The sequence below is a fragment of the Chitinophaga agrisoli genome, from assembly GCF_008386695.1.
Lineage (GTDB): Bacteria > Bacteroidota > Bacteroidia > Chitinophagales > Chitinophagaceae > Chitinophaga > Chitinophaga agrisoli.
On sequence record NZ_VUOC01000002.1, the window covers coordinates 511,556 to 526,422 of the forward strand.

The 14,867-nt window shown below is 51.2% G+C and carries 4 protein-coding genes; all 4 read right to left on the reverse strand.

All coding sequences use genetic code 11. The features are described 5' to 3' along the window. Position 1 precedes the first annotated feature (1 nt). From F0L74_RS09435 to F0L74_RS09450, 4 genes are read right to left on the reverse strand one after another with little or no spacing between them, the layout of a single operon-like run. Positions 2–1,033: a PQQ-binding-like beta-propeller repeat protein gene (locus F0L74_RS09435; RefSeq protein WP_149837611.1), complete on the reverse strand. Its 1,032-nt coding sequence runs from the start codon at positions 1,031–1,033 to the stop codon at positions 2–4. Then, the gene (locus F0L74_RS09440) at positions 1,030–7,644 is read right to left on the reverse strand and encodes a fibronectin type III domain-containing protein (RefSeq protein ID WP_149837612.1); all 6,615 of its coding nucleotides are present in this window, start codon (positions 7,642–7,644) and stop codon (positions 1,030–1,032) included. The genes F0L74_RS09435 and F0L74_RS09440 overlap by 4 nt, the downstream gene beginning before the upstream one ends. A 26-nt stretch (positions 7,645–7,670) precedes the next feature. Continuing rightward, positions 7,671–9,452: a hypothetical protein gene (locus F0L74_RS09445; RefSeq protein ID WP_149837613.1), complete on the reverse strand. Its 1,782-nt coding sequence runs from the start codon at positions 9,450–9,452 to the stop codon at positions 7,671–7,673. A gap of 16 nt (positions 9,453–9,468) precedes the next feature. After that, positions 9,469–14,865: a T9SS type A sorting domain-containing protein gene (locus F0L74_RS09450; RefSeq protein ID WP_149837614.1), complete on the reverse strand. Its 5,397-nt coding sequence runs from the start codon at positions 14,863–14,865 to the stop codon at positions 9,469–9,471. Positions 14,866–14,867: the final 2 nt, after the last annotated feature.

The following is a 14,867-nucleotide window of genomic DNA, read 5'->3' on the forward strand; positions in this document are numbered from 1 at the left end:
ATCATACCTTTTCAAAAATATAGAGATTAAAGGCGCTGTCATTCACGAACACGTAATGCGCAGATATAATAGGTTCCGTATTCAGCATAGCTCCTTTCGGTAACGATAATTGGGTTTGCCATAGGATCTCCTGCTGATGAACATCAAATACCCCAAAACGGTTCCACTGTCTGGCGCCGTTATCCGCTGTATAGTATATATGATGCCCATACAGGGCGCCTCGTTTTACAAATACGGTCTCTCCCTGCGGGTCCTTCTCAATTTTTTTCAGTAACCGGCAGCTGCGTGTTTCCAGGTCAAAGCTGGCTAAATTGGGTCCCAGCAGCGAGTAGATCTTATCCTGGTATACGCCGCCCTGCAAAGGACCATGCAGATAACCCGGCTGCGGCTGGCCCTCGTTGTCAACCCATCCTTCCACCGTCCATTTAATGTCGCCGCTGTCAGGGTCAACGCCGGTAATGATGCCGTTATCCAGCAGGCACACAAGGGTATTATTATGAAAGGTCAGGATATGGTAGCCGGTATCCCCGCCAAAATCCGTCAGTTCCTGGTATTCGCCGTTGCGTAGCAGCAGTTTGTTAAGAATGGATGGCCTGGTAATAGCACCATCCTTACGCTTAAAATAAAGCACATCGTCGTGTACATATTGCTGGTTCGCGAGTTTCAGCTCCTTTGCCCATACGGCCCCGCCCTCCGGCGTTCTTCTTTCCAGCGTATACGGCTCCTGCGTTTTATTAGTGACAATAATATCATGGTCGTACCGCCACTCCGGGTATAGCTGCTCCCCCAATTCCAGGGCACTGCCATCTGGTGAAAAGTACACCGCCCGGCTGTTATAACCCAGCACTACCCCCCCGTTCAGGGCCAGCGCCCTGATATGATACTTCGTTACTCCAGCCACTATAGTGCGGCTGGAGCTATTTTGTCTGTCTATTTCTATAATTGTATGGTTATGGTATACATACAGGCAGGCAGCGGTTTGCGCAAACACTGCGTAGTAGCCCGTCCATGTTTCCTTCAAACGTAACATCATTTTTCAACCCAGTTTACAAATGAATAAATACTGCTGTTCAGATCTTCCGCCTCCTTCTTAAAATCGTTGATATCACTCGTGTTAAACAGCTGGTCCATTTTAATAACGCCCAGGGTACCATTTTCGCCAAACCACTCGTTCGCATTATCCCTGAACACCTCCCGCAACACGGATCTGGCCTCCTCCTTACTTATCCTGAGGCCATCAAAAAAATAAGTCAGATCCGCTATGTTATTAGTTTCATGTAAATAGGTATGCAATTGTTTGGCAAAACCGTTACGTATGGATCGACTTGCGAGAAAGGCCTTCAGGCGCTTCTGTCCCCAGCTCTTGAACTCGAAGTGTTTATCCTCGCTAGCAAAACCAGTGCCTTTTATCCGGATATCATAACGGCATTTGCTTCTTGGTTCACCATCTGCCGGCGCGTCACCTGGATCGTCGGCATCTCTGTCATCAATGCTGTCATCGAATCGTATCGTGCCTCCTTGAAACAAGCGGGCAGCGTCACGCAGCACCTTGATCTGGAAGCCGGCGCCCACCACCAGGTTTATCGCCTTCCGGTGTTTCAGGTCATTCCACACACTTTCTTTGTTCTCCCCATTAATAACCGCAAAATTGCGGAAGTCCTTTACATATTCTGACGCAGTCCGTACGAAGTCTTGTCCGGGGGCACAGGTAGCGCAGTTCAACAAAATATTGGCAGTCAAGGCTGTTTCAAAACCATCGTCACCGCCGATTTCCGTATTAAAAGTAGCATCTGTCCTGGCAGCTCTGATCTCTCTCAGTGCAGCAAAATCTACCTGGTAATTCTTCGAAGCATCGCCTTTAGCGGCTTTCATTAGTTTCCAGGCATCCACCAAATTGGCATCTATAGACCTGATATTTCCGGCAAGATGCGCAACCCCGCCAGTAGCCCCAATATCACTCAGGAATTCAGCCAGCGTCGCATTATCCATATTGGTCGACAGCAGGTAATCCAATACACTGTTCACATTGTTTGGCGACAGCTGCGCGCACAATTTACTCACCGCCACTGCATATGCAGCGCCACCTGATTTGGCGTCCAGCTTCTCAAATTTATGACAGATCTCCTGGGAGAAAAGCTCACAACGGGTACATCCGTCTTTTTCCCTTACTTTTTCAATGATCCTTTGTGCGGCCGCAGCCGTTGCGTATATCATCTGCGGGGCCTGTTCAGGCTGTACCAGCACAATTACGTCCGGCGCCGTTTCTGTAGCAATGGCCGGAGCCAGCGTATATCGTTTCGCTACAGCCCGGGTAAAAGATGCCGGATTAAACCTGGCGTTGGTAGCTCCGGCAATGGCCGCCTGTGCCATTACGCCCACTTCCCCGCTTTCTTTTAACAGACTGCCCTTTACCAGGTCATCTATCGTACCCACAACTTCAGGTTTAGCAAGCACGGCTGCATCTACTGCAACACCGGCAGGTAGCCGGGGATTTACGATCGGATCAGCAGATACCTGCACATAATCTTTCGGACCGCCGCCGCCTTTAAACAGGAAGAATTTGGCCTTTGAAAACTCATCATCAAAACCAGCTACCACTTTAATCTCGTCTACTTCAGTTATACTGCTATACTTTACTTTGCTGGCGCGGGTAAACATCGGAGATTCTTCCCCAAACCCTTTTATCAGGGCAGCAGACGAGTTCGGAATATCCTTCAGATTTTCAACTCCCCTGACGAGGGCTGTTTGTGATACCGGTATCTTGTCCAGCACCGGCTTCAGGCGCCTCACGGTGCTGCTGATCCATTGCAGGCCATTGGCGCCGGCTACGGCAATGCTGGCATAAGCTGTTACCGCTTTCACCTGGTCCCAGGCCTGGTAATACTGTTGATTAGCGGCATATTCCGCGGGGCTAAGGCTGTTCTTCTCCGCCTGTATAAAAAGGTCTGCCGCTGCTACTACAGCGGATACCTTCCCGGTAATAGCTGTGATCATTGCCAGTGACGAACCGCCGGTTTCAGGCGCCGCCAATAGCGCCGTGGCAAGGGTCACCACATTGCCGGCAGTCGTGACAAAGCGGCTAATTTCGGTACGGTGGATGTCGTTGTTATATACCATTGCCATATAAGCGGGCACTAAAAACCGTTTCCCCGCGGTAAAGCCATCTTCTGCATAGTTTTGCGCTATCAGGATGGTCACAGGCTCAAATGGATCATATTTTTCCTCGTACCATACCTTTACGTTCGGTTCGGACCTCTCATCCGCGTTGCGGAGCATTAATGAATCATTCCTCACCCCGTAGTTCTCCGTGAAGTAGACCCTGCCGGCATCCTCAAATTCAATATCAGCGTTCACAGGCTCAGGACCAGTATAATATGTCGTATACCTGGAAATGTTATACGTCTCATTGTTATCCAGGCCCAGCAAATACGGTGTCAGGCCAGGATAGTACAAATAAGTAGCGTTTCCGAACATCGGATCAGAAAGCGTGTGCTGCACCGGCTGCACACCCAGCTTACTGAAATTTGCGGCAATCCATGGATTGATGACGTCAAAAATACCATGCACATCTGCATATCCTACACCGTTGGTGAACTTACGCGATGCACTCCAGAGGTTCCGCAGCCATTCGTAGTTATTGGCGCGGAAGCCCTCTTTCAGCAGGGCCGGCTGGTCTTCCGGTGGTGTGGTCTGGATCAGGTCCGCTACAATGAACTCCCCGTCATCAGAAGTATACCACGCAGGATCCGTATACCAGAAATTATTATTATACCCGTCTTTCAATAACTGGTCCAGCAGGTATTTTCTTTCTTTGAACGTTAGGCCGGCCAGTGAGCAGGGCGAGTATCTGTCTACCATTATCCTGTTAATGGCTGCCGCATCTGCGCCGGCGCCTATGGCAGTCTGCAACTCCTTCAGCTTTTCCACATTACCCTGGGCCAGCTTTAACAGTTCCTCCTGCGTTTTCAGGCGCGCGTCATCCAGGATTTTGCTGCCATTATACCTGATACCCTGTGTGATGATCGACGTCACAAACTTGATAGTAGCCAGCAAGCTCCGCCAGTTCGCGGTGAACTGCCGGCCCATACAGGAAGAGAGGCCCTGGAGCTCATCTTCCTTCATAGTCGCTATAGTGAAATAGGCAACATAATCTGCAAAGGTTTTCTTTTCATCCAGCGCATCCAGCAGGAAGGCTTTTAATGTAACAGGGCCGCCAATTTTGTAGTTAAAGTGGATATTGTCATTCGCGAGGAGGAAATTGCCATTGTCAAGCTCCAGGAAGGCCACATCGCCTGCCTTTTTATTTTTAAGGGTAATTTCCAGCGCTTCCGAATCACTGGCGGGCTTCAGGTCCACAATACTGAGCAAAGCCGTTTTGGGGCCCGCTGCTGTATAAGTACCGGAGATGGCTGCGTTCTGCACTACACTGGCATAGCGGGAGGCATAACTGATGAACTTACCGCCCTTTACGCCCATGAACACGCCGATACCGGAGCTGGGTTTCAGCTGTGCCGTATAGGTATCCTCATAGAATTTCGTTTGATCATCGCTGCGCCGGAAACCTTTGAAGGTGTTCCCTTCATTATACAGGCTATAGGACACGTTGCCTATCTTAAAGGACACCAGGGTACCCAGTGGGATCAGCGTTTCCGTAGGGTTGCTCAGGTCCGCCTTGCCTTTCAGCTCGCTGAACGTTCTATCCAGTGTAGAGAAGCGCGGCTTAGTGGCATTTGCCGGCAAGGTTACATACAACCCGGACGGTGCGATGAACGTATAGGTGCCGTTCGTTTTATCGTTGCCGGGCGTCACGTTCTTCAGCTTGTCAAATACCTTGATATCGTCATAAGACACGCTGCCGCTCTCCTGGTCGTCTTCCAGCAGGCCCCATACATGACCCGGGTCATATACAATATCCCACTGGTATTTGAGCAGGCCATAGCCATTGTTATAATCCATCAGGTTATCCGTGCTGCCTTTCTCCAGCCCAATACCCGCACTGAAACTATGCTCCAGCGTAAACGCGCCATGCCCCGTTTCATGGGCTACGGTACGGCCCACTGCCTCTGGCGATGCATTTTTTACAAACACAAATCCAAACTGGCTCTGGCGCGGCATCTTGCCTTCCAGGTCACCATCGCTGAGGGCCGCTTCATTCACCAGGAACAGGTATACCGTGTTGTCGTCCACACTGTGGGATCGGGTGTAAGCTTTCTTCAGGGCTTTTTCCTCGCCCGTGAAACCATCGCTCAGGAATGCGCTCCTGCTGTCCTGCAGCAAGCCGTTATTATCATCATCCCAATCCTTATTATCGCGGAAGCTTTCATCCGTTTCCACCGTATAGCTAACCCCTATCTTGCCATAAGCCTTTTGCAGGCTGCTCTCAATGGCTTCCAGCGGTACGGCCGTCTGCGCGCCTACTGGCACCAGCACGATCTTCTTTTGTACCGGTCCATAACCGGACACCAGCAGCTTACCCAGGCTCAGATACTGTCCGCCGCTTTGCGGGTACGCAGCATATATTTCCTGTGCATCGCCGGCAGGGCCGCCGGTTATTTTGATGGTGTACGTATTGCCATTCCGCTCAACCGGGTAGCTCACACCTTTGCCACTGACAAACAGGAGCTTTGCCGGATCAATATCACTGGCCGCCTGCTGCAGCGTGGCGATCACTTCTTCCTGCTCATTCGGTACGATAGCTTTGGCGCTTACACGGTATTTGCCGCCTCCCAGCGACTCGTAACTCTGCTCCAGTACGGTTTTGCCTGCATAATCATCTTTCCAGGCGTCAAAAGCATATTTGCTGTTGGGCGAGGCTGCAAACGTCACCATACCCTTATCCAGTGACAGGGTATTAAGCGCAGCCAGGGCAGCCGGGTTCCCGGCCAGGTCATGGTTCCGTTTACCCGCCGCTGTTACCTTACCGTTCTTATCTATATTGTACATATTACCGTCCACATCTTCCAGCGTGAGCGGTAATGTTTTACCCTTGTCTTTATAGTTCACCACCTCCTGCTCGCCAGTCTGGCTGTCCTTCAGCGTAATGGTCCCATCTGCCGTATCTACGGCAATGTTTTCCTTTGTGAAGATGTGCAGCTTCGTAACAATATCGGGCGGCAGATCGCCGGATTTCGTTTGCCCCACATCGTTACCGCCCCGTTGCTCCTTCACCGCATCGCTCACGAACTTATCAATACCATCGGTCACCGCCTGCATTTCTCCTTTGATCACGACCAGGTCGGTATTAACAGTTATCCTGTCGAACTTCATCAGTAAACCAATGCCAAAGCCCGGCGTTACCACACGGCCTTTGCCGGTAAATACGCCATCGCTGCCGCTTACTTCCGTTAACAGGATATCAAAATGGCCTATACGCACGATCAAACCGGGTACGGCGGCTATCAGGGGCTTGGTATTGGCAGGGGCCGTCAGATCGCCCGGTACGCCGCAAACAAAGGTTTTGAGCGAGTCTGTGGTCACGGTCACCAGGTCGCTGTATGGCCCATAAACCCCGGCTATCCGCCATTGCAGGCGGGCCTCATAGGCACGGTTAGGCTCCAGGCTGTTAATATCCAGTGCGGTATCCTGCGGTTTTTCCGAGGTGATCCAGTCAAATTCCACATCGCCTTTTTTGGTAGCGCGGTATTGCAGCCGGTAGGTTTCTACCTGGTAAGCGGCATTGCCAGGCGCCAGCGGCCATGACCAATGAATGGTACGCTGACCGGTAACCGTGCCTTTCAGCGTGGGTTTGGTAATGTTGTTGGCCTTAAACGGATCGCTGCCCAGGTAAGAGAAGGTACAGCTGCGGCTAAAGCCCTGGTTATTGTACATATCACGGCCGCCTTTATCACGGGCCTGCACCACCCACGCATAGTCCATGCTGTCTGTCAGCTGGGGCTCGCCGGGACCATATACGATCGTATTGGTTTGTGTAGTAACCGTATAAATGGGCCGGGCGCTACGGATAATATAATCAGGGTTGCTGCCTTTGGGTTTTATTTCATACAGGGAAAATATATATTCCGTGGCATCCCCAAAAGGACTGGGCGTATTACGGGTGCTCCAGTTAAAAGTAAGGAACTGGGGATCGCGTTTCTCCACACGGCTGCCGCAAACAGGCTGGTTCAGGAGGGGCGGATCGTTCTTCTGGAAGAAGAAGATATTAGCGCCGGCATTACTTACCTGTACTTTGGGACGGCGATAGTCAAATGCCGTGAAACTGATCCGGTAAGCGCCTTCCGGCAGGGCCTTGGTACGTTCATATTCATCACGGCTAAAGCCGTTGCTGAACTCAAGATTATTGCTTTGCAGGTAATCAAACAGGTCTGTGCCACCAATAACAGTGGGTACACCCGGGCTCAGACTAATGGGCCTGGGGTTAAAGGTCTGCGCACTACGCATGATCACCTGTCCGTTCCTTTCTACTGTCAGCTGCAGCCGTACATCATAGGCGGGTTTGGTAAGATCGTTCTGTACCAGTATCACGCGCAGTTTATCGCTGCCTGGCACAGCATAATCCGGCAGATACACGCTGTAAGGCGGTATGATCTGGGTACTGGCAGTTATCGCGTACTGTTGGGCGCGCAGGCTGGTCTTTACTGTCAGCAACAGTAGCAGGCATAACAGGTATCGGAATATACGGAACATGCTTAATCTTATATTATACTTGATTATCAAAACGAATAGGTATAATTAACGGTGGTAGTGAGCTCGTTATAACCGCGCTGGTTGGCCGCAGCGCCATGCAGCAGCCACATTACGGTACCGCCTATATTATGCGACTGGCGTCCAAAAAACCGCTTCTTACCATCCACCGGGGCGCTTTCTGCCTGTTTGCCTTTGGGCGAGTAGTTAAGATTGAGCGCCGTGTTAAAAAGGGAACTGGTGGTGCTGGTACGCACGCCTGCATTATCAGTAGTGGCCCTGGTAATGTTGTAATTCGCATTAAGGCCGGCGCGCAGCGTCTTATCCAGGTATTGCCTGTTCACCCCTACACCGGGTCCCATAAAACTGGTGCTTAAACCAGGCGCGGTATTGCGGTAGTAGTTCACAGATCCCGTCATGGACAGGGATTTAGGCTGCAGATTATAGGCATAGCTCAGGTTAGAAGTAAAAAATCTGCTCAGGTTGGCCACCGCATCCTCCGCGTTGCTTTTGTCACTGGCATATTGGTAAGAGGTGTTCAGGGAAATGGATTGCTGCCTTTCCTTATTCCCGGTGCGGTACATGATAGCCGCATTATAGGTATTGTTCACCTGGTAAAAATTCAGCGTGTCCAGCGGATCTGTAAAATAGGGATCCACCATCGGCCGGATCCGCGTATAGTTGCTGAAGTTGGAATACCCGCCGTTAAACGCCCAGTGATCGTTGACCACTACCCCGGCGGTTATATTAGCTACCCAGTGGCGGGTATCGCTGTTTTTGCTGTGATCCAGGTTATTGACCTGCATACCTGCGTTGGCAGAGAGGTTCAGCTTTCCGTTAAACAGCTGTACAGTGGGCGCCACGGTAATATTACGCATATCGTTCACCACGTTATAAGCGCCCAGCGTTACATAATCCGGGGCCACCCTTTCATAACGCAGCTGTACGGTGTAAAAGCTACCGGTATATCCCAGGCCCGCCTGTATGGCGTCAAAATAACGGGTGCTGGAAGTGGGCGACAGGAAATTGCCCAGGAAATTAGAAGTGCCCCGGGTGCTGTCAAACTTCGTTAGCTCTGAGCGGGTATCCCGGTTAATGGCGGAAATAGAATACTCTACATCCACAAATACCCGGCGGGCAACGCTCTGGCGAAGGCTAAAAGCCACGGCCACATTTTCACGGGGCGTAAGATTGGCGTCATCCGGTATATAGGGCAGCGAAGAAGCTTTATCCTTTGCATGGAAAATAGTCACGCCATAAGCATTACCATCCGCTTCATAGCCCATCTTTAAACCATAGCCGTTACGCTCGTAGGCGGCACGCGCATAACTTTCCGGCGCGGCCGCGTCAAAAGGAACGGCTTTGAGCAGGCGGCCATACATGGCAGACACGCGCCATTTACCAGGGCTCAACTCCACGCCTGCCCCGTCAAATAAATGGCCCGCCAGGGTATAGCTGCTGAAATTCATGCTGGTCGTGCCAAAATAGGCCCGCGCCCATTTGTAGGCCGGCGCAAACCGGAACTGGTTAAAGGGCTGCGAATAATTCCGGCCCTGGTTGCTGTAGTTAAAAGAAAAGGGCATATCATATCCAAAAAGATTGATGTTGATATTGCCGTTCAGATACCAGGCCAGCGGATCACGCCGGCTTTCAATACCGCTGGCGGAATAGGCGGTAACGCTGCTGTTTACGGAGCCGCTCATGGCGACGCCCTTTTTTACTCCCAGCTGGTCCAGCGCCTGGGATTGGACCTGCCTGGCTCCCAACAACAGGGCCATCAGTGTCAGACAGTAATGTATATAGCGCTTCATAGGTATATAATGCGTTTTACCGGGTGATGATGAACCGTATGTCCCTGCTCTCGCTTTCCGCGATCACCCTGAGTATATATGTACCGGGGATGGGGTTATCCAGGGAGAACTGGTCCTCTATCGTTAATGTGTTTGAATACTGTTTTTTACCTGCTATGCCGCCATTGATGGTATACACATATACCACTACCTGTTGCTTCCTGTTCAGCGTTATCCTGAACCGGAATTGGCCCTCGTTTGGATTAGGCGCAAGCGTTACCGTATCTATTACATGCACCGGTACATCATAGCCAGGCCCGGAGAGCGGGTCATATTCGTTGATCTCAATATCTTTCCGGAGGGAATACGTACAGGCCTCAAAACGCGCGGTCATCTCTACCCAATAGGTACCGGGACTATTAAATTTGATCAGTGGCATGCCTTTATCATAACCAAGCAGCACTGCCTCCGGAGAAAACGCCCATTTTGTTTCGTCAGGCGCCGGCAGGCTGATCTCCGTTATTGCCAGGGTATCCAGCGCATTCTTACGGGATGCCACCAGGAAATCAATATCCGGCCGGGTATTGGCTTTGGGAATGATGGTCTCATTGGCTGTAATACAGCCATTAGCATCCTGCACTTTAATATGGTAGGTACCCGCAGACAGCTGGTCAAAGCTGCCGGAACTTTGCCAGGCCGCTTCATCCAGCGAATATTGGTAGGGCGTAAGCCCGCCCTGTACCTGCGCATCCAGCAGGCCATCGCTTAAACCATCACACACAGGACCAGCCGCGGTAGTAACCACCAGGAGATCCGGCTGCACAATAGCATAGTTAAACGAGGCGGAACAACCCGTGCCATCCGCGATAGTGAGTGCATAATTACCGGCAGGGATATTAATAGCATCCGGCCCGGAGAGATCCGCCGTATTCCAGTTATAAGTATAATTCCCATCGCCACCGGCAGGACTTACTTTAATAGCCCCATCTGCCTGGCCAAAACAGTTAACCGGAATAACATTAGCCGTAGCAGTGATGGCAGGATATTGCGTAGTAACATTAGTCGTGGTATTAGCGGCACAGCCATTGACATCTTTTACCTGCAGCGTATAATTACCGGCGCTTAATGCCGCAAAACTGTTATCATCCTGTGCGGCGCCGTTGTTCAATGAATAACCATAAGGCGGTATACCACCACCAGCCTGTAAGGTGATCTTACCGGTAGGTTGCGCGCCACATACCAGGTTCTCAATACCCGTAACAGCAAGTGATACAGGCGCAGCCGGTTGTTGCAGCACTACGTTCCTGGTAATTATACAGCCGCGGCCATCCTGGATCTTTATTTGATAATTACCGGTGGACAGGTTGCTGTAATGGCCGTTGGTGGTGTAAGCGCTGTTATTGATACTATACTGGTAGCCGGCGTAACCATCGCCATTACCGCCGCTGGCGGCTACATTGATAACCCCGTCCGCCAAACCGTAACAGGAAATAGCTATCCCGTTAAAATCAGATATCGTCACCCCGGCGGTTAAAGGGGCAGCTGGCGCCGTGATAGCTAATACATCAGACACCGCGGAGTAACAACCCGCCGCATCTTTAATACGGACCGTATAATGGCCGGCATGGAACCCTGTATTATTATTAAAAGCAGTAAACACACCCCCATCCAGGGAGTACTCGTAGGTAAGCGCGCCGGTTCCACCATGCGCTTGCACATTAATGCTACCCTTCGTACCAAAACAAACGATCTCGCTACGGGTGATGTTATCTACCACGATCGGCGCATTTTGCGTATTCACCTGCACAGTAATGGATACACCACAACTATTCACATCTCTTACTGCCACTGTATAACTGCCCGCTACCAGGCCGGTGAACATGCCGCTGGATTGCCAGTTGGTATTATCTATACTATATTGTAAACCACCTGCTCCCCCACTGCCCGCTACCCTGATACCACCCGCGGGAATACCCGCGCAGGTTACATCCTGTTTGCTGACCAACTGCAGATCAATAGCCTGCGCAGATTCTGTGAAACTATAGGTAGCAACTGCTTCACATCCCCTGGCATCTTTTACACGCAGAACATGCGTACCGGCATTGATATTTTGTATAAGCGCTGCGCTGCCAAAAGGCCCGTTATCCAAGGCATAGGTGTAGCCGCTGTACGTACCGCCATTCCCACCCGTAGCAGTGATCTGGGCAAACCCGTTGCTCCCGCCTGCACAGGAAATATTGTAACCATTGTAGTCTGATAGTTTCGCCGTAAAACTCAACTGGGCCGGCGGAGCAGTAACAGACAAAATACCAGTATTGGTAACAGCACAACCATGCCCATCAGTGAATTGCAGTGCATAATCTCCGGCGGTTAAAGGAGCACCGATGACATACGGTGTTTGGCTGGCCCAATTATCTGTGCTAAGCCAGTACTGGTAAATACCATCTCCACCCGTAGCAGTAAAATCGATATTAGCCGTACTGCCATAACAGCTGATATCCGTGAGTGCCAAATTTTGAATACTAAGCGCAGGATAAGTATATACAATGGAGATCAACGTATCCTTTGAACAACCATTGGCATCAGTGATATGTAAAGTATAATCACCCTGTGCCAGGTTCGTCATAGCAGCGCTGGCGGCTACGCCGTTCATTAAGATAGCATAAGGCGCTGCGCCACCGGAGATACTGGTAGTAATACTACCGGTTGATTGGCCATAACAGGTAATATCCTGCTTAGTAGCATTGATAACAATAGACGGTTCAGTCAGGGTAACATGGTCAGTCACTTCACAACCACGGCCATCCTTTACACGGATGGTATACGCTCCGGCTGCCAGGTTGCTGAAACGGTTAGCGCTTTGATAAGGGTCGCCATTGAGGCTGTATTGATAGCCGCTATAACTGCCACCGTTACCGCCGGCACCGTTAACGGTAATGCTACCATCACCCGCATGGGTGCAGGAAAGATTGAAACCATGATGGTCAGATAGTTGGCTGCTAAAGCTAAGGGCAGCCGCCGGTAATGTTACACTATAAGTATTGCCATCTATCGTAGCGCATCCTGCGCCATCTGTAACGCGCAAGGTATAATTACCAGCCGTATGTAAACGGTCTGTCGCCGTAAAATTGGTAAAGGCATTACCGCCATCCAGCGAGTAAGCGTAAGTATAATTACCATCTCCTCCGCTGGCGCTTATATTAATGCCGGCGCCATCCGCCAGGCAAACAGCTTCCTGCACCGTTATGTTAGTGAAGGTAAGTGGAGCGGGCTCACTCAATTCAATCTCATCAGACATAACCGTACATCCTGCAGCCTTACTATCTTCTATTATTACCCGGTAACGGCCCGGCGCCAGGGCTTCGATCTGCGTATCTGTATTGAACCAGAAACTGTTACCTACCCAGGCGCCTCCCTTGAATTGCTGCCAGGTGTATTTATAGGAACCAGAGCCGCCGGCAGCAATGGCTTTAAGTATGCCATCCCCCTTACCTGCGCAGGTAATAGGGGTTGCCTGCAGCTGTACCTGTAACGGGCTACGCTGGTATACGGTATAGGTTTGCACCGCCTGATCATTACAGACAGCTATTGCATTGGTTAGAGTAATAGTATAACTACCCGCAGTAAGCCCCGTAAAATCGCCACTGGTATTGGTAAGCGGTGGTATACCGTTACCGCTTAGCGTATATTGGTAAGTACCGGAGCCGCCGGCGCCGGTGAACTGTAAATGCCCGTCATTGCCGCCATAGCAGCTTACGGAGTCGCGGGCTGCAAGCTGCAGACCCAATGGCGGCGCAACATCCAGTGCTACCGGCGCAGTCCAGCCGTCACAACCGGGATGATCCGCATTGCGGATCTCCACAGTATAGCTTCCAGCGCTTAAACCGGAGAAGGTATAGTTACGGGCGGTAACGGCGCCGGATGTTTGTATGGGCTGGCTATTACCCTGCTGATACAGGTTATATTCGTAGCTGGCTGCACCGGCATCTGCTGTAACAGCAATGCCGCCATTGCCGGGCGTATTACAGGTGAGCGGGATAGGCATGATCTGCCCCGTTATCAGCGGAGGCTGCCCAAGCGTGATATTCGCAGATGCCCGCACGCCATTACAGGTATTGTCCCGTACCCATACCCTATAACTGCCGGCAGGCAGGTTAGACCAGGACATAACATTACCGCCCGCGCGTTGCTCCCCCGCCACTACTGTGCCAGTGGCTGTTTCCAGGGTAAAGAAATAACCGCTGTTGGCGCCGTCGCCACCGGAAGCGGTTACGCTCACCACGCCATCACTGCCGCCGTAACAACTTATATTGGTGGTTAATGCGCTGTTATTGACTACCAGTAGCTGGTTCAGCTGCGGTACCACCACCTGGTAGGATCTCATACAATTACGGTCTACACTCCCGCCGGGGCTAACCAGCCAAAGGCTGTAAGTGCCCGGCCCCACCTTTTGCGTGGTTAGCCCGCCGGAAACCGGTACTGCCCCTTCACTCCAATCTATTATATCACCACAATTAGACTGGCCGTTGCCAAGCCCCGGATCACAGGCGCCGGCAACATTACCCGGGCGCAGGATCCAACGCATATTCTCGAAAGGAGAACTGATGGTATTACCGGCAACACTTACCCATCCGTTGTTCTGCCCATAACAGGCCGGCGTTATCAATATATTAGCAGGCGTTGTTTTGGGAGGAGGAGGATAGAATGTAAACGATCCCGTTTCCGGGCTGTATTCGGAATAGAACAGGCCGTACACGCCGCCGATATATTCTGCTTTTTTCCGGTAACGGAAGCGGAGGGTTTGGGTGGCGGTCCTCAATTCAGGGATCTTGTCGCCCACCTCAAAATTGATACTAAGGGCATTGGAAGAAGAATCAAACCCTTTCCACCGCCCATTGATATTATACTCCCAAACTACGCTGGTCCTCACAACATTGTCAGAGAACAAAGGCCGGTCCGGCGCTAACAGGTTAACCACCGCATTACCGCAAACCGTGGCGCCGGGATTAAAGTTTATCACGATCTGGGTAGGGTCCGGCATCTCGTATACAAACCTGGCCTTAAAATAACCGAAGTCAATCTGCGGTCCAAAGAAATTAAATGCAACAGGAATGCCGTTGTCACTGATCGGATAGATCTTTGACGCGTCCACTGTTCCAATCTGCACGCCGTTGCGAAATACACGGTACTGCGGATGGTAATACTCAGCGGTCCCATAAACGGCGTTGGGCACAGGAAGCGGCACGGTGCGGGCCAAAAGGTTGATGGGCTGCGAATTTTCCAGCTTCACCCCCAATCCCAGGTCATGCGGCGGGTTACCCGGCATCTGGATATAAATAGACGAATAGAACGCCTGGCCCCATACCTTGGTAGTAATAAGGCTCAGCAGACAGATACAACAGGTTAAAAGCGCAGTTCTAAAGCAATACTTCATTT